Source organism: Streptomyces sp. NBC_00669, from assembly GCF_036226785.1.
GTDB lineage: Bacteria > Actinomycetota > Actinomycetes > Streptomycetales > Streptomycetaceae > Actinacidiphila.
On sequence record NZ_CP109018.1, the window covers coordinates 2,643,075 to 2,665,760 of the forward strand.

The window sequence follows — 22,686 nt, forward strand, 5'->3', positions numbered from 1 at the left end:
GCGGAAACCGGTGGCCCCGCGGACTGCGGCCATGCACACTGACCCCGTGATCGACTCCCAGCCGCCTGCCGCCGCGCTCACCTGGGCGGCGGAAGTCGCCGGACCCGAAGCCTCCGCGCGTACCGTACGGCGACTGCTCGGGGGCACCCACGCCGCCACGCACCTGCTGGAGACCGTGGACCCGGCGCACGAGATGATCCTGCACCGCTACCCGCCCGGCGACCGCGCCGCCGCTCGGGCGGCCGTCGTCCTGGCGGCGCTCGACGGGCTGGGCGGCTGGGCGCCTCGGCTGCTCGGCGCCGACCCCGAAGGAGAGCGGTTCGGCGAGCCCGCGACCTTGATCACCCGTCTCCCGGGCCGCTCGGACATCACACCGGCGTCCCCCGAGGTGGCGGCGGTCCAACTGGGCCGCACCCTGGCCCGGCTCCACGAGGTCCCGCTCCACGAGCTCACCGGACTGCGCGACGGAATGGCGACCATCAAGGACGCCGCCTCCGCCCATGCCGCCGCCTCCTCCGACCCGGGCACCGGCACCGCTCCCGCTCCCGCTCCCGCTCCCGCTCCTGCCTCGGCGATCCTGGCCTCCCACGGCCACCGCCTCACCGAGGAAGCACCGGTCCTGACGCACTACGACTACTGGTCGGGCAACGTCCTGTGGCAGGGGGACCGGCTCACCGGCGTCATCGACTGGTCCGGCGCCTCGCTGGCACCGCGCGGCTTCGACGTGAGCTGGTGCAGGCTCGACCTCGTCCTGCTGCACGGCCCGGCCGCGGCCGAGACGTTCCTGGCCGCGTACGAGGAGGCAGCCGGCCAGGACCTGCCCGCCATGGTGCTGTGGGACCTGTTCGCCCTCACCAACTCGCTTCACTCCGTGGAGACTTGGTACCCGAACTACCAGGATCTCGGGCGCACCGACCTCACCCCGGCAGAGCTCCGCACGCGCCACACCGCGTGGACCGACGACCGCCTCGCGCACTACCGCGCGCTCCCGTCCTCCGGGCGGATCTGAGCGCGCCACCCACCGCCCACCACGCGCCGCCCGCAACCCACCACCGGCAACCCACCACCGGCAACGCGCCACCGCACCAGTCGGGTACGGCGACCGGCATCCCCAACGGACCACCTACCGGCCCGCGTTACGCCCCCGCACACCCCGAGCACCTCCGCGCGCCCTCCCACGCCCCCGCCGAACGGATCACTGTGGGACAGGAGTTGCGCAGGGTTTGTGTGGGGCGGGTTGACTCCCAGGAAGCGGGGCACTAGACCACTGTCTGACCGAGAGAGCGCTCTCACGGGCGTAGCGACCCTGTACACGGACCCCACCCGGGCAGGAGAGATGCATGGCAGCCGTATGCGCGTCGTGAACTCAGCGCTCGCTCATGGCACTTGCGCGCCCACGGGCGCAACCCCCCACAGATTCCGATCGGGACAGGAGATCGCATGTCCAGCGGACAGGTACCAGAGCAGGAAAAGGCGCAGGGCGGGCCAGGCCGCGCGGCGCGGCGCACCCGCAGGCCGAAGGGACGGTTGGCGCTGACCGCGCTGGCCGTGGCCGCGCTGAGCCTGGCCGGGATGACCGCGGCCACGGGCACCGGAAGCGCGGCCGCCCCGACCGCGGCCACCGTCGCACCGAACGACGTGCCCGCGCCGCCTGCCGGCTTCACCACCACCTGGAGCGACGACTTCAACGGCGCCGCGAACACCGGTGTGCCGTCGTCGGATTGGAAGTACGACACCGGTCCGGGCAGCAGCTTCGGCACCGGTGAGATCGAGACGATGACCAACAGCACCTCGAACGTCTACGAGGACGGCAACGGCCACCTGGTGCTGAAGGCACTGCACGACGGGTCGGACCCGGGCTCGGGCTGGACGTCGGGCCGGATCGAGACGCAGAGCGACAGCTTCGGCGCGCCCGCCGGCGGCGTGGTGATGATGCAGTCCTCGATCCAGCAGCCGGACCTGACCACGGCCAACGGCGCGGGCTACTGGCCCGCGTTCTGGATGCTCGGCTCGACGCTGCGCAGCGGCACCACCTGGCCGACCTCGGGCGAGGTGGACATCCTGGAGGACATCAACGCCCGCAGCTCGGTGTTCGGCACGCTGCACTGCGGCACCAACCCGGGCGGCCCGTGCAACGAGTCGACCGGCATCGGCTCCGGCGAGCAGGCCTGTTCCGGCTGCCAGACCGGCTACCACACGTACGCGGTGCAGATCGACCGCTCGGTGTCACCCGAGCAGATCCGCTGGTACCTGGACGGGCAGAACTACTTCACCGTCAACTCCACGCAGGTGGACGCCACCACGTGGGCGAACGCCGTGGACCACCCGTTCTTCATCATCTACGACCTGGCGATGGGCGGCGGCTTCCCCGACGCGTTCGGCGGCGGCCCCAACTCCTCGACGGTCTCCGGCGGTCAGATGAACGTCGACTACGTCGCGGTCTACAACAAGGCGCCGTAGCCGCTCGAGCGTCGCACCGCACCACTCCACGCACCGCGGCACCCCATGAACGGCGGGTGGGCCGGACTCCACGTCCGGCCCACCCGCCGCGTCCATGCACCCCGGACCGCCGTACGGCGAGGCGGCCCGGCGTGCCGTGCTCAGGTCCTCACACGGTCAGGACGATCTTCCCGGTCGCGTGGCCCGTCTCGCTCTCCCGCTGCGCGTCGGCCGCCTCGGCGAGCGGATAGGCGCGATGCACGGCGAGGTGGAGCTTTCCGGCGGCGAGCAGGGCGAGGGCCTCCTCGAAGGCGGGCCGGCTGCGGTCGGATTCGCCGCCGCCGGAGAACGCGATCCCGGTCTCCTTCGCGGCCACGGCGTTGGCGACGGTGATGACGCGTTCGCTGCCGCCGGTCAGTTCGACGGAGTCCGCGAGCGCCTGCGGCTGACCGGAGAGGTCGAACGCGGCGTCGACCCCGTCGGGAGCGAGGGCCCGTACCCGCTCGACGAGTCCGTCGCCGTAGCGGACCGGTACGGCGCCGAGCGCGCGCAGGCGCTCGTGGTTGGCGTCGCTCGCGGTGCCGATCACCTTCACGCCGCGCGCGACCGCGAACTGGACGGCGACGGTGCCGACCCCGCCGGCGGCGCCGTGCACGAGCAGCGTCTCGCCGGGCCGCAGGGCGAGCGGCTCCAGCGCGCGGTAGGTGGTCTCGGTGGCGACCGGGAGCGCCGCGGCGGCGGCCCAGTCGAGGCTGTCCGGCTTCGGTGCCAGGCGGTCGGCGGGCGCGAGTGCCTGTTCGGCGTACGAACCGGTGACGGTCTGGCCGAAGACCTCGTCGCCGACGGCGAACCCGGTGACGCCGGGGCCGACCGCCTCGACCACACCGGACGCCTCGACGCCGGGCACGTGCGGGAAGGAGGTCGGGAAGACCTGCTGCATGGCGCCGGAACGGATCTTGCTGTCGACCGGGTTGACGCCCGCGGCGCGCACGGCGATCCGCACCTGCCCGGCGCCCGGCTCGGGCAGGTCGACGTCAAGGGTGTGCAGCACGTCAGGGGTGCCGAACTCGGTGAAGGCGATGGCCTTGGTCATGGCGTGTCCCGCTCCTGGGTGTCTCGATGGCTTGCGTGTTCAGCTGATCGGTCGGTGCACGGTGATCGGGGAACGGCGCCTGGTGCGCCGCCCGTTCACCGCCGTCCTCCAGCATCGCTCGCCACCGCGCCGATCCACCCGTCTCTTGGGAGGGTTCCGCCTGGCCGAAAGGCCAGTTCGCCCGGTCGGCCGAGGCCGTACCGTGGAATGCATGCAGACGCATGGTGGGAAACGTGTCCAGGACGCGCTGGCCCGGGCGCACTCGGTGATGTCGGCGCCGCTGCCCGACACCATGGACCGGATGTCGGAGGCGCTGGCGGACGTCGTCCCGCATGTGGCACTGGCCCGGCTGACCAGCGTGTGCACGTTCACGCCGACGCAGTTCGCCGGGGACGCCGAGGTGGCCGGGCGGATCACGGCGGCCGAGTTGCAGCGGCTGGTGGAGCGGGTGACGGTCGGCACGCCGTGGCTGGGCGAGGCGGAACTGGCCGGCCAGGCGCGGCCGGTGCTCGCGGTGGCGACGGCGCCGCAGGGCGTCAGCGGCCCGTCGCTGCTGGCGGTGGCCCGCACCTCGGGCGAGCCGCTGGACGCGGACGCGGCGGGACTGGCGCAGGGGCTGTGGGACCTGGTGAGCACGCACACCGGGCGCCGTACCGGAGAGGCCGACCCCGCGCAGACGGCGAGTTCACGGGCCGCGGCCGGGGCGCGGGCGCGGGCCATCGCGGACTTGACGGACGCGCACTCCAGCGTGCTGTCGGCGATCCTCGGCACCCTGCGTACGCCCTCGCTCGACGACCGTACGGCCCGGCGGGCGGCGGTGGACCTGGCGGTGGCGGCGCTGGTGGAGGCCAGGGCCGGGCTGGAGCTGGACCGGGCGGTGAGCGAGGAGCCGGCGGACACGGCCTTCGGGCGGCTGACCGACGAGTTGCGGGCGCTGTTGCGCTACAGCCCGGTCACCTTGGACCTGCGGGCGCCCGGGTCGCGGCGGACGCTGCCGGCGGACGTGGCGCACACCGCGCGGGCCGCGGTGCGCGGCGCGGTGCTGGCGCTGCTGGAGCAGGGGGAGGAGCCGAGCCGGCTGCATGTGAGCTGGACGCTGGAGCAGGAGGCGCTGCGGGCGGTGGTGCGCGACGACGGCCCGGGGCGGCTGGAGTTGGCGGCGCTGGCGGCGCACCGGGTGCCGGATCGGCTGGCCGCGCTGGACGGCGGGGTGGTGGTGGACGCGCTGCCGGGCTGGGGCAGCACCGTGACGGTGACGGTGCCGCTGGACCCGCCGGCCGTGCCCGCACCGGCGGGCGGGCTACCGGGGGCCGGGAACGCGCTGGAGTCCCTGCACCCGAGGGAGCGCGAGGTGCTGGCGCAGCTGGTGCTGGGCCGGCGCAACCGCGACATCGCGGCGGCGCTGCACATCAGCGAGTCGACGGTGAAGTTTCATGTGGCTAACATCCTCGGCAAGTTGGGCGCCGGTTCGCGCGGGGAGGCGGTGGCCATGGCCCACAGCGCGGGCGTGGCCCAGGGCGCCGTGGCGGCGATGGCCGCTGCCACGACGGGGGGCCGTGAGGCGGCCCGGCTCGACGGGATCACGGCGGCGACGAGGACGTCGGGCGCGGCCCGCCCGGGTACGGGGCCGGCGGGTGCGGTGCGCGGACCCGCCACCGCGGCCACCGCTCCCCCGCCCGGCGCGGCGACCGGCCCCCGCGCCCGCAGGGCCACGCGCACCGGAACCGGAACCGGCCGCGGCACCGACGGCGGCACGACGACCGGCGCGAATTGGAAGGCCCGTACGGCACGGGCGAGCGGCGCGGCACCCCAGGCGCCCCAGGCGCCCCAGGCACCCCAAGCGCTCCGGGCGGCCCGCACGACCGGACCCGCGACGCCGGCCGCCCGGCCCGCGACCCCGGCGATCCGCCCGCCGCGCGCGGTCGGCGACTGAGCGCGGCGGGTCCGCGCGAAGACGTACCGCAGCAGCAGGAAGCGGGCGATCCCGGCGGCCCCGGAGGCGGCGAGGTAGACGCCCTGCCGCACCAGGGCGCCGCCGCCGGTGTGGAAGGCGTCGTAGCCGAGCAGCGCGCCGGTGGTGAAGAGGTACGACAGCAGGACGGTGAGCCCGCTCGCGCAGTGGTCGCTCCAGCTCGCCCGGCCGCGCCGGAAGGTGAAGCGGGTGTGCAGTTCGGTGGCGAGCAGGGTGGTCACGACGGTGACGACGGCGTTGGCGGCGGCGACCGGCGCGCGGTCGCCGACCAGCAGCAGCGCGCCGCTGCCCAGCAGGGTGACGCCGCCGCCGAAGACCACGAACCGGACGAAGGCCGGTACGGCGCGTATCGCCGCCGGGGCGGTGCCCGCCCCCGTTGCTGCCATGGTGCCTGCCACAGGCTCTCCTCGTGTTGCCGACCGACCACCCGAGCCTCTCGCGGCGGCGCGGCCCAGCCCATCCGGCGAATCCCCCAACTCCTATGGGGGCTTACCCCACCATGGAGTCAGGGTGAACCCCCTACAGGGTCTCACCGGTCACATAAGCATTCTCTATATGAAAAGGTCATGAGAGAGTTTAACCATCATTTACAAGGTGGGTGGCACATGTCACCCTTTCATCCACAAGTAATATGCCCGGTTTGTGGCGAGAGACACGCTTCCCAAACTTGCTCTCGCACCCCGACCCGTGCGAGAGTCGAGTACAACGGCCGCCACGGACCCGAGCTCGGCCGTTCCCAGGGCGCCGCGGAACACCCCCCCTGCTTCGCGGCGATGTTGAAGAGGCCCCCCGCTGTCATCCCCCCCGACGCGCGGAGGGCCTCTTCCCGTTCCCGGCGGTTCCGACGAGTCTCCCGCACCGCTCCTGACGAGTGTGCCGCACCCCTCAGATCCGGTCCATGACCCGCAGCTCGAACCACGTGGTCTTGCCGCGCGGCTGGAGGTCGACCCCCCAGCGGTCGGAGAGCTTGTCGACCAGGAAGAGCCCGCGGCCGCTGGTGTCCATCTCGCGCACCGGCATCAGGCAGGGCAGCGCCCGCGACGGGTCGCGCACCTCCACCCGCACCCAGCCGCGCCGCCGTGGCATCCGCAGCCCGAACATCTGCGCACCGGTGTGCCGTACCGCGTTGCCGACCAGTTCCGAGACGAGCAGTTCCACGGTGTCGGCGAGGTGCGGCAGGCCCCACATCCGCACCACCGACAGCGACAGCCGGCGGGCGGTGGCGGCCGACTCGGGCCGCGAGGCGAGGTGCACCTCCTTGACCGAGGGGTCCCCGATCAGCTCCAGTGCCTTGGCCGCGGCGGCGGCTGCGTCGTCGGGGTCATCGGCCTCACCGGGGTCGTCCGCGGCCATGAGCGGTACCCCGTCAGCCACTTGTGCCGCCTGCCGCGGCTGCTCCGCACCACCCCGTACCGCCATGTCTTCATGATGGCCGTAACAGGACGGGTTCGCCCGGTAACCCCGCTAATTCATCTGAACCGGCGTCACCCACGTCACACGGCGCCGGCGCGCCCCCGGCCGGGCGGCCGCGAGCACTCGTGACCGCGCCCGCGACCGCCCGCGAACAGAACCGCGCTCAGGCGAACTCCGCCTGGCCAGGGCCGTTCTCGACGAAGCTGCGCATCCCCGTCTCGCGGTCCTCGGTCGCGAACAGTCCGGCGAACAGGGTGCGTTCGAGGGTGAGCCCGCTGGCGAGGTCGGTGTCCAGGCCGCCGTCCACGGCCTCCTTCGCGGCCCGCAGCGCGTACGCCGGGCCGCGGGCCAACTGCCGTGCCCACGCCAGCGCCTGCGCGTACACCTGCTCGGCCGGGACCACCCGGTCGACCAGGCCGAGGGTCTGCGCCTCGGCCGCGCCGACGGTCCGGCCGGTGAAGATCAGGTCCTTGGCGCGGGACGGGCCGACCAGCCGGGCCAGCCGCTGGGTGCCGCCCGCGCCCGGGATCAGCCCGAGCAGGATCTCCGGCTGGCCCAGCTTGGCGTTCTCCGCGGCGATCCGGATGTCCGCGCACAGCGCCAGCTCGCAACCGCCGCCCAGCGCGTAGCCGTTGACCGCTGCCACCACCGGCTTCGGGATGCGGGCCACCGCGCTGAAGGCGTCCTGCAACCCGCGCGAGCGGTCCACCATGTCCTGGTAGGACATCGCCCGCATCTCCTTGATGTCCGCGCCCGCCGCGAACACCTTCGGGCCGCCCCACACCACCACCGCCCGTACGTCCGCCCGCGCGGCGGCCTGCTCGGCCAGCTCCTTGAGCAGGTCCTGCATCGCCGCGTCCAGCGCGTTCATCGGCGGCCGGTCCAGCCGGATGGTGCCGACGCCGTCCTCGACCTCAAGAGTCACCGGGGTTTCAGTCATGACCGGAGCGTACGACGACGGCCCGCCCCGGCGAAGGGCGGGCCGTACGGTCGATCTCCCCGGCCGGAGGCCGGATGCCTGATCGGGACGGTCGGATCGGGACGGTCGGATCAGGACGGTCGGGTCATGACGATCGGGTCAGGACGCCTGCGTCCACTCGCTCCACGGCATGTTCCAGCCGTTGAGGCCGTTGTACCACGGCACCGTCTTGTCGTGGGAGTTGGTCACCTGGACCACGTCCCCGATCAGCGAGTTGTTGTAGAACCAGGCGGCCGGTGTGCTCGCGTCGCCCGCGCCGCGCACGTCGTGCAGCCCGACGCAGCCGTGGCTGGTGTTGCTGTGGCCGAAGACGGAGGTCGCGGCCCAGTAGTTGCCGTGGATGAAGGTGCCGGAGTTGGTCAGCCGCATCGCGTGCGGCACGTCCGGGATGTCGTACTCCCCGCCGAAGCCGACCGTGTCACCGTTCATCCGGGTCTTGATGTACTTCTCCGAGATCACCATCTTGCCGTTGTACGTGGTGTGTGCCGGAGCGCCGGAGGAGATCGGGATGGTCCTGATCGCCTTGTTGTCGCGGTAGACGGTCATGGTGTGCTTCGCCGCGTCCACCACGCTGACCTGGCGGCGGGCCACCGTGAAGTGCACCGACTTGTTCTGCTTGCCGTACACCCCGGGGGCGCCCTCCACCCCGTCCAGGTTGAGCTTGAGGGTGACCTTGGTGCCGGCCGCCCAGTAGTCCTGCGGGCGGAAGAAGAGCTGGGTATTGCCGTTCCAGTGGCCCGCGATCGGCACGGAAGGCGACGCGGTGACGCTCAGCCCCTGCTCGACGGCCTTCTTGTTGGTGATCGGCCGGTTGAAGTTGAGGTACACCTCCATGCCGACACCCACGGTGGAGTTGTCCTCCGGGGTGAAGAACCCGACGAAGGTGTCCTTGGGCACCACCGTGGTGAAGGTCGCGTGCTTGTCGGACTCGCGGCCCGAGGAGTCCTTCGCGGACGCGTCCACCGTGTACTCGGTGGAGGTGTTGAGATGGCCGCTCGGCGCCCAGCCCAGCCCGTCGGACGTGATGCTGCCGTCCACCGGGTTGCCCTTGTCGTCCTTCACGGTCACCGTGGACAGCTTGCCGCCCGTCGCCGCCACCTTGAGCACACCGGTGGTCGCGACGTTGCTCGCGCCGTCCTTGGGCGTGATGTCGACGACCGCCTTCGAGACGGTCGTGTCCGGGGCGCTGGTCTTGGCGCCACCGCCCTTGCCGTCGTCGCTGCCCGAGCTCGCCTTGCTGCCGCTGCCGTCGGGACCGCAAGCGGTCACCACCAGCATCAGCGCCCCGAGCACCAGAGCCGCAGCCGCGTGCCTTCTGGCACCACGGGCCCCACCTATCGGCTTCAAAGTCCTGACTCCCCTACCGCGCGACACACCCGAACTCCCCCTGCCAGCGCAAGAAAACCATATGAACCGCGTACCCGTGCCACGGGAATGTCACTGTTCCGTCCCAACTGCCATCCGGGTGTCTACCCGAAGACGCGGCCGGTCAACGCCCGATTCACCTCGGGAGTACCGGGTGCGCACGTGTACGGATACCCGCCGCGGCTCAGAGCGCGGACCCGGCGGTCCACTCCGGCCAGCTCAGGTTCCACCCGCTCATCCCGTTGTCCGGGGCGACCGTGGCGTCCGGGGAGTTCACCACCTCCACAGTGTCGCCCACGATGGACTGCCCGTAGAACCACCCGGCCGGCGTGTCCGCGCCGCCGCCCTTGCGGTCCCGCAGGCCGACGCAGCCGTGGCTGACGTTCCGCGTGCCGAAGACGTACGGCGGCGACCAGTAGTTGCCGTGCACGAAGGTGCCCGATCTGGTCAGCCGCATCGCGTGCGGCACGTCCGGGATGTCGTACTCCCCGCCGAAGCCCACGGTGCTGCCGTTCATCCGCGTCACCTTGTACTTCTCGGAGATCATCATGATGCCGTTGTACGTGGTGTGCTGGTCGCTGCCCGCGGAGATCGGCAGCACGCGCAGCAGGTGTCCGTCGCGGACCACGGTCATGGTGTGGGTGAGCACGTCCACGGTGCTGTGCTGGTCACGGCCGACGGAGAAGGCCACGTCCTTGGACTGCACCCCGCGCACGCCCGGGGTGCCCATCACCCCCCGCAGCCGCAGATGGAGGGTGACCCGGGTGCCCGGCTGCCAGAACCGGGCCGGGCGCAGGTCGAGCCGCTGGTCGCCGAACCAGTGGCCGGTCACCTCGACCGGCGGCACGCTGGTGACGCTGACGCCGCGCTCGACGGCGGCCCGGTCGGTGATGTGCCGGGTGAAGTCCAGGGAGATGATCATTCCGGTGCCGACGGTGGTCCCCGTCTCCGGGGAGTAGACACCCACGAACGCCGGCGGCTTCGTCGCCTGGCCCGTGCTCGCCGACGGGCGCGGCTTGTCGTCCGTGCCGCCGCCCGCGCCGCATCCGGCGGTCAGCACCGCCAGTGCCGCCACCGCCGCGGCGATCACCGCGACCGGACCCTTCGTTGCACGCTGTGCGCGCGTCGCCACACCTGTCACACAAGGTCAACGACATGATGCCGGGTTGGTGACTGCGCGGCGGCTTCGGGGTGACGGGCCACCCGCGAGGGAACAATGCCTGCAAAGACACGGTCGGCCGCCGGGCACGGGACGCCTGGCGACGCCGAGAGCCGTGCCGGAGCCGCTGGAGGGCAGACACGTGTCCGAGACGCGCGAGTTCGGCGCCGCCGGGCGGGCGGAGTCCTTCCCCCGCCCGGCCCCGGGAGTCCGTGAAGTGCCCCAGCAGCCCGGTACACCCGGCATACCCGGGGCCCCGGCCGCGCCGCCGGGGCCCCGTACCAGCCCGACGAGCGGCACGGGCACGACGAGCGGCACGAGCCGTACGCACAGCGCGGGCCCGGGGACCGGCGCCGCCCCGGCCTCCCCCGCCGACGCGCCGCCGGCCCCCGCCACCGTCTGGCCCGGCTCCCCGCAGCCGCTCGGCGCCCGCTTCCACACCGGCCCCGACGGCACGCCCGGCACCAACTTCGCGCTGTGGGCGGGCGGCGCGGAGTCCGTCGAGGTCTGCCTGTTCGCCGACGACGGCACCGAGACCCGCGCCCCGCTCACCGAGCTGACCCACGAGGTGTGGCACGGCTTCCTGCCCGGCGTGCGCCCCGGGCAGCGCTACGGCCTGCGGGTCGACGGCCGCTGGGACCCGTGGACCGGCGCCCGCTGGAACCCGGCGAAGCTGCTGCTCGACCCGTACGCCCGCGCGGTGGACGGCGGGTTCACGATGGTCCCCGAGGTGTACGGCCACGCGCGCGACTGGCCCGAGCAGGACGTCGCCGACACCGTGCGCGACAACCGCGACTCCGCGCCGTACGTCCCCAAGGGCGTCGTGGTCGAGGACGACGACGACTGGCAGGACGACCGCCGCCCCAAGACTCCCTGGTCGGACACGGTCATCTACGAGCTGCACGTGCGCGGGTTCACCCGGCGGCACCCCGACGTCCCGCCGGAGCTGCGCGGCAGCTACGCCGGTCTCGCCCACCCGGCCGCGATCGCGCACCTGACCCGGCTGGGCGTCACCGCCGTGGAGCTGCTGCCGGTGCACCAGTTCGCCGACGAGGAGCACCTGCTGCGCCGGGGCCTGCACAACTACTGGGGCTACAACTCGATCGGCTACTTCGCCCCGCACGCCGGGTACAGCGCCAGTGGCAGCCGCGGCGGGCAGGTCGGGGAGTTCAAGCGGATGGTGCGGGCGCTGCACGCGGCGGGCATCGAGGTGATCCTCGACGTGGTCTACAACCACACCGCCGAGGGCGGCCAGGGCGGCCCGACGCTGTCGCTGCGCGGCATCGACAACCGCGGCTACTACCGGCTCGGCCCGGACCCGCGCGGCTACTCCGACTACACCGGCTGCGGCAACACCCTCAACGTGGTGCAGCCGCACGTGCTGCGGCTGATCACCGACAGCCTGCGCTACTGGGTCACCGAGATGGGCGTGGACGGCTTCCGTTTCGACCTCGCCGCCGCGCTGGCCCGCTCGCTGCACGACGTGGACATGCTCTCGCCGTTCCTCGCGGTGATCGCCCAGGACCCGGTGCTGCGCCGGGTGAAGCTGATCGCCGAGCCGTGGGACGTCGGCGACGGCGGCTACCAGGTGGGCGCGTTCCCGCCGCTGTGGACCGAGTGGAACGACCGGTTCCGCGACACCGTCCGGGACTTCTGGCGCGGCGCGACCGGCGACGTGCGCGACCTCGGCTACCGCCTGTCGGGGTCCAGCGACCTCTACGACTGGGGCGGTCGGCGGCCGTACGCCTCGGTCAACTACGTCACCGCGCACGACGGCTTCACCCTGCGCGACCTGGTCAGCTACAACGGCAAGCACAACGCGGCCAACGGCGAGGACGGCCGGGACGGCACCGACGACAACCGCTCCTGGAACTGCGGCGCGGAGGGCGGCACCGACGACCCGGACGTCCTCGCGCTGCGCCACCGCCAGTTGCGGAACCTGCTGGCCACGCTGCTGCTGTCCACCGGGGTGCCGATGCTGGTGGCCGGCGACGAGATGGGCCGCACCCAGGGCGGCAACAACAACGCCTACTGCCAGGACAACGAGACCGGCTGGGTGGACTGGTCGCTGCGCGAGGACCCGTGCTGGGCGGCGCTGCTCGACCTGGCCGCGCGGCTGATCGCGCTGCGCCACGCGCACCCGGTGCTGCGCCGCGGCGGCTTCTTCTCCGGCCTGTCGCTGGCGCCCGAGGGGCTGCGGGACGTGACCTGGTTCGGGCCGGACGGGCGGGAGATGGCCGAGGAGGACTGGTTCGCGCCGTCCGCGACGCTGGGCATGCTGCTGTCCGGCCGGGACATCCCGCAGCGGGACGCGCGCGGCGAGCCGGTGGTGGACGACAGCTTCCTGCTGATCGTGCACGCCGACCACCGCCCGCTGGAGTTCACGCTGCCGGGACCGCCGTGGGCGTCGGGGTACGAGGTGGTGCTGGACACCGCGGAGGACGGAACGCCCGGTCAACTCGTCGCGGACGGAACGGCCGGTCAGCCCGCCGCGGACGGAACGGACGGTCGACTCGTCGCGGGCGGACGGCCGGTGACGATCTCGGCACGCTCGGTACGGCTGCTGCGGGTACGGCCGGAATCGGGCTGAACCCGGCCGTCCCGCCCGGTCCCGGCCGCCCCCGCCCGACCTGGACCGTCCCGGCATCTCGCAGGTCAGAACCCTGTGGAAGTTACCGAGTGGTCCAGTCCATATTGGCGGGGTGAGCTCTCCGCATTTCGGCCCCGAAGCCGCCACCGCCGTTTCGGGGCCTTCCGTACGCCCGCCGGCCGGCCCGCTGTGGTCCGCCAACTTCCGGTACTTCTTCACCGCCCGCACGGTCGCGATGCTCGGCGACACCATGCTGCCCGTGGCGCTGTCGGCGGGCCTGCTCGGCTACGGCTACTCGGCCGGCGACATCGGCCTGGTGATGGCCGCGTCCACCGCCTGCTTCGCCGGGTTCGTGGTCTTCGGCGGGGTGTTCGCGGACCGGTTCGACGCCCGCGCGCTGATGATCGGCGCGGACCTGGTCCGGGTCTGCTCGCAGTCCACCGCGGCCGTGCTGTTCGCCACCCACCAGGTGCGGCTGTGGGAGATGGCCGTGATCGCGGTGATCAACGGCACCTGCGCGGCGATGTTCCAGCCCGGCGTGGCCAGCACCATCGTGCGGGTGGCGACCGACGTGCAGGGCGCCAACGGGGCGACCCGCACCGCCGAGTCCGTGGCCAGCCTGGTCGGACCCGCGCTCGCGGGCGTGCTGGTCGGCTTCACCTCCACCGGCGTGGTCTTCGCCGCCCACGCCACCACCTACCTCGCCAGCGCGCTGTGCCTGATCTCGCTGCGGCTGCCGCCGCTGCCGCCGCGGCTGACCGCGGCCGTCTCGACCTTCCGGGCCGACCTGGCCGAGGGCTGGCGGGAGTTCCGCGCCCGCACCTGGATGTGGTCGGTGATCCTCGTGTGGATGGTCTACATGGTGTGCACGGTCGGCCCGTACACCCCGCTGGCCGCCGCCCAGATCATCCCGGCCCACGGCGCGGGCGCCTACGGCCTGGTCAACTCCGCGCTCGGCGCCGGCACCGCGCTCGGCGCGCTGTGCGCGATGCGGATACGGTCCAGCCGGCCGTTGCGGGCCGGCTCCCTCGCGCTCTTCGGCACGATGCTCATGCCGACGTCCGTCGGCCTCGGGCTCCCCGTCTGGGCGATCACCTGCTGCATGCTCGTGGCCGGGGCCAGTTCGGCCTACTGGGGCGTCAACTGGGCGACCAGCGTGCAGACCCAAGTGCCCGGGGACATCCTCAACCGCATCCACGCCTACGAAGTCGCCGGCTCCATCGCCATGGTCCCGGTCGGCCAGGCCATGGCCGGTCCCGCCTCCACCACGTTCGGCGCCCGCCACGTCCTCCTCCTCGGCGGCGCCGTCCCCCTCCTCGTCGCCACCGCCCTCCTCGCCATCCCCGCCGTCCGCAACCTCCCCCGCAAATAGCTCCCCACGGTGCCGAACCCCCCAGGCCGCCCCGTTCCGTCGGTTCCGGGACCACCCCCCGGTGGGTGCCTCGTCGCGCCGTTCTCCCCCAGAGCTTCGCCTGGGAGGTGCCCCCACGCGCCCCTGGTCCAGTACGGGTCCCCCGCGCCCCACGGCAACCCGCCGCGAGTGCCCAGGCCCGACCCCGACCCCACGCCGCCCCTGGTTGCCCGCGCAGTTCCCCGCGCCCCTGAGCAAGTGCGGGTCCCCCGCGCGCCTGGGGAGCCTCCACCCGCAGGGTGAACCCGGAACCCGCAACGCCACCCCAGCCAGGTCAGGTTCTTTCCGAGGAAGCAGCCGCAGTCACTCAGGGGCGCGGGGAACGGCGCGACAAGCCCCCCACCCACGTGGTGATCCCGGAACCCACATCAAGCCCCCCCACCAGGGGAGCTTCGTTTCACGGAAGAGCCGTCACATACCCAGGGGCGCGGGGAACGGCGCGACAAGCCCCCCACCGGCAGGTGGTCCCGGAACCGACAGAACGCACCACCCCGGAGGGTCAGCCCCCCACCACCACCCTCAACTCCCCCAGCGCCTCCCCCACGAACTCCCCGAGCGAACGCCCACCCTTCCCCCCGGGCACCCCACCCCCGCCCGCATCAACCCCCACCCACTGCTCGAACCCCACCTTGAACACCGCGATCCCCGCTTCCCCCGCCAGACTCGCCGCCGGCTCCGCGACCCCCCGCCGCCGCAACCCCTCCGCGAGCCGCGCCGATATCGCCGCGAGCTTGATCAACTCCCGCTCCCGCAACTCCTCGTTCGCGAGGATGATCTCCTGCCGCTGCCGGGCGAACTCGTACCGCCCCGCGAACACCTCCGCCACCCCCGCCAGCGTCGCCGCCACCGCCTCCAACGGCGTGGCCGCCGCAGGCACCCCCGCCAGCGTGTCCACGAAGAGCTTCTCCAGCTGAGCCGCCCCCGCGAACAGCACCTCCCGCTTGTCGGCGTAGTGCCGGAAGAACGTCCGCTCGGTGAGCCCCGCACGACTCGCGATCTGCGCGGCGGTGGTCTGCTCGAACCCCCGCTCCCGATAGAGCTCCATCGCGGCCTGTTCGAGCCGCCCCCGCGCGTTCGGCTCCCATCGACCCATGCCCCGATCCTACGCGATAGCAGTGACTGACATCGAGTGCTACGGTTGATAGCAGTGACTGACATCGGCAGTCGCGACCCGGCATCTGCCGGCCAACCCTGCCTACCAGGAGGCTCCCCTCATGCGTGTGTTCATCACCGGCGCGTCCGGCTGGATCGGCTCCGCGGTCGTACCGGAACTCCTCGGCGCCGGCCACCAGGTGATCGGGCTGGCCCGCTCCGACGCCTCGGCCGACGCCCTCGCCCGGGCCGGCGCGGAAGTGCGCCGCGGCACGATCGACGACATCGACACGCTGCGCGACGCGGCCGCCGAGTCCGACGGCGTGATCCACCTGGCCTTCAAGCACGACATCGCGTTCAGCGGCGGCTTCGAGGCCGCGGCGGACGCGGACCGCCTCGCCATCGACGCCTTCGGCGAGGTGCTCGCCGGCTCCGACCGGCCGTTCGTCATCGCGTCCGGCGTGCTCGGGCTGTCCCCGGGCCGGCTCGCCACCGAGCAGGACGGCCTCGCGGGCAGCCCGGTCGGCGACCACGTGACCGGCGGTCCGGCCAAGCGCCTGGCCAACGCGCACGCCACGGCCGCCCTCGCCGAGCGCGGGGTGCGCTCCTCCGTCGTCCGCCTCCCCCCGACGGTGCACGGAGACGGCGACCACGGCTTCCTCGCCACCATCGTCGGCACCGCCCGCGCCAAGGGCGTCTCCGGCTACGTCGGCGACGGCGCCAACCGCTGGCCGGCCGTACACCGTTCCGACGCCGCGACCCTCTTCCGGCTGGCCCTGGAGAGCGCCCCCGCCGGATCGACGCTGCACGCCGTCGCGGACGAGGGCGTGCCGATCCGCGAGGTCGCCGAGGTGATCGGGCGCCACCTCGACCTGCCGGTGGCCTCGATCGCCCCCGACGACGCGGACGCCCACTTCACCTGGATGTCCACCTTCATCGGCCTCGACAGCCCCGTCTCCAGCGCCCGCACCCGCGAGCTGCTCGACTGGCAGCCGACCGGCCCCGGCCTCCTCGAAGACCTCGACAAGGGCCACTACTTCACCACTCCGACCGCCTGACCCCCGCTCCCCTCTCCCCCGCCCCGCCACCCGAACAGCGCCCGCCCGGGCCTGTCCCGGCGGCGGGGCCGCCTTCTCTCCACGTCCTTCTCTCCACGTCACCGCGCCGTCCATGTCCGCCGGCTGCCCTACCGGGGAGGACCCCGGCTCGTTGACCAGCCGGGACGCCCTCCCCGGACCGTGGAGGAACGAGATGGGCGCGGCTCTCGCTCCTGCGCCGTAGCCGGCGCGCGGGCGCTACACCAGGCTGTCCTGCCACGCCTGGTGCAGCCCGGCGAAGTGGCCCTCGTCGGCGATGAGTTCGGCGGGGGTGCCGTCCTCGACGACGTGGCCGGCCCGCATCACCAGGACCCGGTCGGCGATCTCCACCGTGGACAGGCGGTGCGCGATGATCACCGCGGTACGGCCGCGCAGCACCGTGTCCATGGCGTGCTGGACGGCCTGTTCGCCGGGGACGTCGAGCGAGGACGTCGCCTCGTCGAGGATGAGGACGGCCGGGTCGGCGAGCAGCGCCCGGGCGAACGCGACGAGTTGGCGCTGCCCGGCCGAGATCCGGCCGCCGCGCTTGCGGACGTCGGTGTCGTATCCGTCGGGCAGGGCGGCGATGAAGTCGTGCGCGCCGATCGCCTTCGCCGCGGCCTCGATCTCCTCGCGGGTGGCGTCGGGCCGCCCGATGGTGATGTTCTCCGCGACGGTGCCGGAGAAGAGGAACGCCTCCTGGGTGACCATGACCACGCCCTGGCGCAGGTCGTCCCGGGCGAGGTCGCGCAGCGGCACGCCGTCGAGCAGGACGCGGCCGTCGGTCGGGTCGTAGAAGCGGGCGAGCAGCTTCGCGAGCGTGGACTTGCCCGCGCCGGTCGCGCCGACCACCGCGACCGTCTGCCCGGCGGGGATGCGCAGGTCGAAGGTGGGCAGCACCTCGCCGCCGGTGCGGTAGGCGAACCGCACGGCGTCGAAGACGACCTCGCGGCCGGGCAGCGCGTCGTCGCCGCGGGCGGGCAGCGCTTCCGGCCGCTCCGGCTCCGGCACGGTCGGCGCCTGCGCGAGCAGCCCGGCGATCTTCTCCAGCGACGCGGCCGCGGACTGGTAGGAGTTGAGGAACATCCCGAGCCGGTCGATCGGGTCGTACAGCCGCCGCAGGTAGAGCACGAACGCGGCGAGCACACCGAGCGCCATGCCGCCGCCGGCCACCCGGTAGGCGCCCCACAGCACGATCCCGGCGATGGTGATGTTGGCGATCAGCCGGGACCAGACGACGTAGCGCGCCATCTCCAGGATCGCGTCGCCGTTGGCCTGGTAGTGCCGCGCGTTCAGCTCGGCGAACGCCTCGTCGTTGGGCTGCTCGCGGCGGAACGCCTTGACCGGGCGGATGCCGTTCATCGTCTCGGTGAACTTCACGATGACCGCGGCGATCGCGGTGGAGCGCCTGCGGTACGCCTCGACGGCGCGGCCCTGGTAGCTGCGGATGGCCAGGTACAGCGGGCCGTACGACACCAGGGTGAGCAGGCCGAGCTTCCAGTCCAGGAAGAGCAGCAGGGCGGTGATGTAGACGGCGGAGAGCACGACCTCGATCAGCTCGTCGAGGCCGTCGTTGAGCAGTTCGCGGATCGACTCGACGTCGGAGGTGGCGCGGGCGATCAGCCGCCCGGAGGTGTAGCGCTCGTGGAAGTCGAGGCTGAGGGTCTGGGCGTGCCGGAAGATCCGCCCGCGCAGGTCGACCAGGACGTCCTGGCTGACCCGGGCGGCGGTCCTGATGAACACCCGTTGCAGCGCGCCGGACGCGAGGCCGCAGCCGATGTAGCCGCAGGCCACCGCGATCAGCGGGCCGTGCCGGCCGTCGCGGACCGCGGGGATGGCGTGGTCGATGGCGTAGGCGACCAGCAGCGGGCCGACCTGGACGGCGGCCTGCTGGATCAGCAGGTAGATCGCCGCGGCCCAGACCCGTTTGGAGTGCGGGCGCAGCAGGGAGCGCAGCAGCCGGAGTTGGGCGTTGCGCGGCGCGGGGAGGACGTCCCGGTCGAACGGGTCGCCGTCGCCGGGTGTCGCGGGCGCGGCGGCGGCAGTCGCGGCGGGCGCGGTGCTCGTCGCGGGGCCCGGGAGGGTGCCGGTCGCGGCGCCCGTGAGGTCCGCGGAACCCTGGGAGTCCTGGGAGTCCTGGGAGTCCTGGGAGTCCTGGGAGTCCTGGGTGCCCTTGGGGTCCGGGGCGTCCGGCGTGGGTCCGGTCGTGGTGGCGGCCGAGGGGGTCATCAGGCGTCGCTCCCTTCGAGCGCGGCGAGTTCGTCGTGCTCCTGCGCGCCGCCCGACATCAGATAGCGGTACTCGGCGCTGTCGCGCAGCAGGTCGGCGTGGGTGCCGACGGCGGTGATCCGGCCGTCGGCGAGGAGGGCGACCCGGTCGGCGAGCATGACCGTCGAGGGCCGGTGGGCGACGACCAGCGCGGTGGTCTCCCGCAGCACGTCCCGCAGCGCGGCCTCGACCAGCGCCTCGGTGTGCACGTCGAGCGCGGACAGGGGGTCGTCCAGCACGAGGAACTGCGGGCGGCCGACCACCGCCCGGGCCAGCGCGAGCCGTTGCCGCTGCCCGCCGGACAGGCTCAGCCCCTGCTCGCCGACCTGGGTGTCCAGGCCCTGGGGCAGCGCGTCCACGAAGTCGCACTGTGCGACGGCCAGCGCGCGCCGCACCGCCTCCTCGTCGGCGCCGCCCGGACCCGCGCCCATCGCCACGTTCTCCCGCACGGTGGCGGAGAAGAGCGTCGGCTCCTCGAAGGCGACGGCGACCAGCGCGCGCAGCCGGTCGGCGGCCAGCCCCGCGGTGTCGACGCCGTCCAGGGTGATCCGGCCGCCGGTGGCGCGGTGCAGCCGGGGCAGCAGCGCGGTCAGGCTGGTCTTCCCGCAGCCGGTGGCGCCGACCAGCGCCATCGTCTCGCCGGGGCGGATGTGCAGGTCGATGCCGCGCAGCAGTTCGGGGCTGTGCGGCGGGGCGTCGGGGTAGCGGAAGCGGACGTCCTCCAGCCGGATGCCGTCGGGCCGGGCGTCGTCGCCGGTGCCGGTGGCGTCGGCCACGGTCGGGGTGTCGCAGACCTCGAAGTAGCGGTCGGCGGCGGTGGCCGACTCGTTGCTCATCGCGAGCAGGAAGCCGATCGACTCGACCGGCCAGCGCAGGGCGAGCGCGGTGGACAGGAACGCCACGAGGGTGCCGGCCGACAGCTTGTCGTCGGCGACCTGGAGCGAGCCGACCACCAGCGCGGCGCCGAGCGCGATCTCCGGGAGCGTCATGATGACCGCCCAGAGGTTGGAGAGCAGCCGCGCCTTGTGGATCTCGGTGTCCCACAGTTCGCGGGTCTGCCGGCGGAAGGCGTCGGCCTGGCTGCGGTGCCGGCCGAACGCCTTGATGATGCGGATGCCGAGCACGGACTCCTCGACGAGGGTGGCGAGGTCGCCGGCCTGGTCCTGGGCCCGGCGGGCGGCGAGCGCGTAGCTGGTCTCGAAGTACGAGCACAGGATCATCAGCGGGACGGCCGGGGCGAGCAGCAGCAGCCCGAGCAGCCAGGACTGGCTGAAGAGGATCGCGAAGCCGATCAGGATCGTGGCCCCGTTGACCACCAGGAACACCAGCGGGAAGGCGAGGAACATCCGCAGGATCTGCAGGTCCATGGTGGCCCGGGAGAGCAGCTGGCCCGATGCCCACCGGTCGTGGAAATCCACCGGCAGGCGTTGCAAGTGCTCGTAGAGGTCCTTGCGCATGGCCGCCTCGACGCGGGCCAGCGGGCGGGCCACCAGCCAGCGCCGCACGCCGAACAGGCCGGCCTCCAGCAGCCCGAGCAGCAGCACCAGCCCGCCGCCGAGCCAGACCCCGCCCGGGTCGCGGTCCTGGACCGGCCCGTCGACCATCCACTTCAGCACCAGCGGGATGAGCAGCGACATGCAGGACGCCACCACCGCGACGACCGCCGAGACCGCCAGTCTCACCCGCACCGGTCTGACGTAAGGCCACAGGCGGACCAGGGAGCGGACGGTGGATCGGTGGCGGTTTTCCGGCGCGGTCGTATCGCTGGTGGGAGAGGTCACTTGTCGACACTAGGCCCACCCTGTGACAGCCCTCATCCGGTTTTCCGGCCGGACGGCCCGCCGGTGCGACCGGGTACGCCCTACCGATCGAGCGGCGAACACGCGTCCCCTCTGTCCGTTATGCGAACCCAACACCCCGGTGAACGAACGAGTTTCGGCCAAGTTTGCACCACAGCCATGACATGGACAGGTAAAGAATGCCACTCTGTGGCCCGTTCCACAGCAGCACCACGGAGTCATCCGCACCACGCAGTCCTCTTCTCCACCCCCACCATCCGGCGGCTCACCAACCCCTGCTGTCCGGACTGTCCCGGCCGCCACTCCGCGGCCGACGCAGAAGGAGCGACGAGTGCGACACACCCTCCGCACGTCCCGCACCCCCCGTCCACCCCACTCGGCACGTGCCGCGGCCGGCGCCCTGCTCGCCGGCGCCGCGATGCTCGCGGTGGCCCTCCCGGCGAACACCGCTTCCGCCGCCCCGGACCCGAGCACGGCCGCCGCGAGCGGCCACGCGCAGCCGAGGTCCGGCGCCCTGCCCGCCTCGCTGTCCCCCGCGCAGCGCGGCACCCTGCTCGCCCAGGCGCAGGACGCGAGCGCCGCGACCGCCACGTCCCTGCACCTGGGCGCGAAGGAGCGCCTGGTCGTCCGGGACGTGGTCAAGGCCGCCGACGGCAGCCTGCACACCCGCTACGAGCGCACCTACGACGGCCTGCCGGTGCTCGGCGGCGACCTCGTCGTGGCGACGGACGCGGCCGGCCGCACCACCAGCGTGGACCGGGCCACCGACGCGACGATCGCGGTGCCCACCGAGACCGCCGCCAGGAGCGCCTCCTCCGCCCGGTCGTACGCCCTGAGCGCCGCGAAGGCCGCGGGCGCGGCCGCCCCCACCGCGTCGGCAGCACCCCGCAAGGTGGTCTGGGCGGCAAGCGGCACCCCGACGCTCGCCTGGGAGTCGGTGGTCGGCGGCCTCCAGGACGACGGCACCCCGAACGAGCTGCACGTCATCACCGACGCCACCACCGGCGCGAAGCTCTACCAGTACCAGGGCATAGAGAACAGCGTCGGCAACAGCGAGTACAGCGGCCAGGTGAACATCACCACCACCAAGTCCGGCTCGTCCTACGCGCTGACCGACGGCAGCCGCGGCGGCCACAGCACGTACAACCTGAACCACGCCAGCTCCGGCAAGGGCACCCTCTTCACCGACACCGACGACGTGTGGGGCGACGGCAAGGGCACCACCGCGCAGACCGCCGGCGTGGACGCGGCCTACGGCGCCCAGGAGACGTGGGACTTCTACAAGAACACCTTCGGCCGCAACGGCATCGCCGACGACGGCCGGGCCGCGTACTCCAGCACCCACTACGGCAACAACTACGTCAACGCCTTCTGGGACGACTCCTGCTTCTGCATGACCTACGGCGACGGCTCGGGCAACGCCCACCCGCTGACCGCGATCGACGTGGCCGGCCACGAGATGAGCCACGGCGTCACCGCGGCCACCGCGGGCCTGAACTACTCCGGTGAGTCCGGCGGCCTCAACGAGGCCACCTCCGACATCTTCGGCACCGGCGTGGAGTTCTACGCCGACAACGCCGCCGACCCTGGCGACTACCTGATCGGCGAGAAGATCGACATCAACGGCGACGGCTCACCGCTGCGCTACATGGACAAGCCCAGCAAGGACGGCGCCTCCAAGGACTACTGGTCCTCCAGCCTCGGCGGCCTGGACGTGCACTACTCCTCCGGCCCGGCCAACCACTTCTTCTACCTGCTCTCCGAGGGCAGCGGCGCCAAGGTGGTCAACGGGGTGTCGTACAACAGCCCGACCTACGACAACCAGTCGGTGCCGGGCATCGGCCGGGACAACGCGCTCAAGCTCTGGTACACCTCGCTGACCGAGCACTTCACCTCGACCACCAACTACGCCAAGGCCCGGACCCAGTCCCTCCAGGCCGCGGCCGACCTGTGGGGCGCGGGCAGCGCCACGTACAACACGGTGGCCGACACCTGGGCGGCGATCGGCGTCGGCAGCCGGGTCGACTGAT

Annotated in this window: 15 protein-coding genes; 7 read left to right on the top strand and 8 right to left on the bottom strand. The window is 72.9% G+C overall.

Annotated features, from left to right (window positions below; all coding sequences use genetic code 11):
• The first annotated feature begins 31 nt into the window (after positions 1-31).
• Positions 32-1,009 carry a phosphotransferase family protein gene (locus OG896_RS10545; RefSeq protein WP_329364436.1) on the top strand — a complete coding sequence of 326 codons (978 nt, stop codon included), beginning with the start codon at positions 32-34 and terminating at the stop codon, positions 1,007-1,009.
• Positions 1,010-1,440: 431 nt separating this feature from the next.
• A complete protein-coding gene (locus tag OG896_RS10550) occupies positions 1,441-2,460 on the top strand; it encodes a glycoside hydrolase family 16 protein (protein WP_329364438.1) in 1,020 nt (339 codons plus the stop codon).
• Between the two features lie 148 nt (positions 2,461-2,608).
• Here the strand turns inward: OG896_RS10550 and OG896_RS10555 are convergent, their stop codons facing one another.
• On the bottom strand, positions 2,609-3,532 hold the full coding sequence (locus tag OG896_RS10555) for an NADP-dependent oxidoreductase (protein WP_329364440.1): 924 nt from the start codon (positions 3,530-3,532) through the stop codon (positions 2,609-2,611).
• 211 nt (positions 3,533-3,743) lie between these two features.
• Here OG896_RS10555 and OG896_RS10560 point away from each other — a divergent pair, with 211 nt between their 5' ends.
• A complete protein-coding gene (locus tag OG896_RS10560) occupies positions 3,744-5,465 on the top strand; it encodes a helix-turn-helix transcriptional regulator (RefSeq protein WP_329364441.1) in 1,722 nt (573 codons plus the stop codon).
• Between the two features lie 924 nt (positions 5,466-6,389).
• On the opposite strand, the gene OG896_RS10565 is transcribed toward OG896_RS10560, so the two are convergent.
• The 4 genes from OG896_RS10565 to OG896_RS10580 form a co-directional block, all read right to left on the bottom strand.
• Positions 6,390-6,857 carry an ATP-binding protein gene (locus tag OG896_RS10565; protein WP_443057242.1) on the bottom strand — a complete coding sequence of 156 codons (468 nt, stop codon included), beginning with the start codon at positions 6,855-6,857 and terminating at the stop codon, positions 6,390-6,392.
• A gap of 223 nt (positions 6,858-7,080) precedes the next feature.
• A complete protein-coding gene (locus OG896_RS10570) occupies positions 7,081-7,857 on the bottom strand; it encodes an enoyl-CoA hydratase/isomerase family protein (RefSeq protein WP_329364444.1) in 777 nt (258 codons plus the stop codon).
• A 138-nt stretch (positions 7,858-7,995) separates the two neighbouring features.
• Positions 7,996-9,174 (bottom strand): L,D-transpeptidase, encoded by a 1,179-nt coding sequence (locus OG896_RS10575; protein ID WP_329364445.1) that lies wholly within the window; start codon positions 9,172-9,174, stop codon positions 7,996-7,998.
• Positions 9,175-9,445: 271 nt separating this feature from the next.
• Positions 9,446-10,393 (bottom strand): L,D-transpeptidase, encoded by a 948-nt coding sequence (locus tag OG896_RS10580; RefSeq protein ID WP_329364447.1) that lies wholly within the window; start codon positions 10,391-10,393, stop codon positions 9,446-9,448.
• Between the two features lie 271 nt (positions 10,394-10,664).
• On the opposite strand from OG896_RS10580, the gene glgX reads away from it, so the two are divergent.
• Together glgX and OG896_RS10590 are read left to right on the top strand one after the other, a co-directional pair.
• The gene (gene glgX, locus OG896_RS10585; protein ID WP_443057243.1) at positions 10,665-13,010 is read left to right on the top strand and encodes a glycogen debranching protein GlgX; all 2,346 of its coding nucleotides are present in this window, start codon (positions 10,665-10,667) and stop codon (positions 13,008-13,010) included.
• A gap of 103 nt (positions 13,011-13,113) precedes the next feature.
• The gene (locus OG896_RS10590; RefSeq protein ID WP_402446934.1) at positions 13,114-14,382 is read left to right on the top strand and encodes an MFS transporter; all 1,269 of its coding nucleotides are present in this window, start codon (positions 13,114-13,116) and stop codon (positions 14,380-14,382) included.
• Between the two features lie 538 nt (positions 14,383-14,920).
• Here the strand turns inward: OG896_RS10590 and OG896_RS10595 are convergent.
• Positions 14,921-15,514: a TetR family transcriptional regulator gene (locus OG896_RS10595; RefSeq protein WP_329364450.1), complete on the bottom strand. Its 594-nt coding sequence runs from the start codon at positions 15,512-15,514 to the stop codon at positions 14,921-14,923.
• Between the two features lie 121 nt (positions 15,515-15,635).
• On the opposite strand from OG896_RS10595, the gene OG896_RS10600 reads away from it, so the two are divergent.
• A complete protein-coding gene (locus OG896_RS10600) occupies positions 15,636-16,571 on the top strand; it encodes an SDR family oxidoreductase (protein WP_329364452.1) in 936 nt (311 codons plus the stop codon).
• Positions 16,572-16,808: 237 nt separating this feature from the next.
• On the opposite strand, the gene OG896_RS10605 is transcribed toward OG896_RS10600, so the two are convergent.
• Together OG896_RS10605 and OG896_RS10610 are read right to left on the bottom strand one after the other, a co-directional pair.
• Complete coding sequence (locus OG896_RS10605; protein WP_329364454.1) at positions 16,809-18,818, bottom strand: ABC transporter ATP-binding protein; 2,010 nt, start codon at positions 18,816-18,818, stop codon at positions 16,809-16,811.
• Positions 18,818-20,545, bottom strand: coding sequence for an ABC transporter ATP-binding protein (locus OG896_RS10610; protein WP_329364455.1), 1,728 nt, complete (start codon positions 20,543-20,545; stop codon positions 18,818-18,820). The genes OG896_RS10605 and OG896_RS10610 overlap by 1 nt, the downstream gene beginning before the upstream one ends.
• A gap of 529 nt (positions 20,546-21,074) precedes the next feature.
• Between OG896_RS10610 and OG896_RS10615 the strand changes: the two genes are divergently transcribed.
• On the top strand, positions 21,075-22,685 hold the full coding sequence (locus OG896_RS10615) for a M4 family metallopeptidase (RefSeq protein ID WP_329373880.1): 1,611 nt from the start codon (positions 21,075-21,077) through the stop codon (positions 22,683-22,685).
• Position 22,686 lies beyond the last annotated feature (1 nt).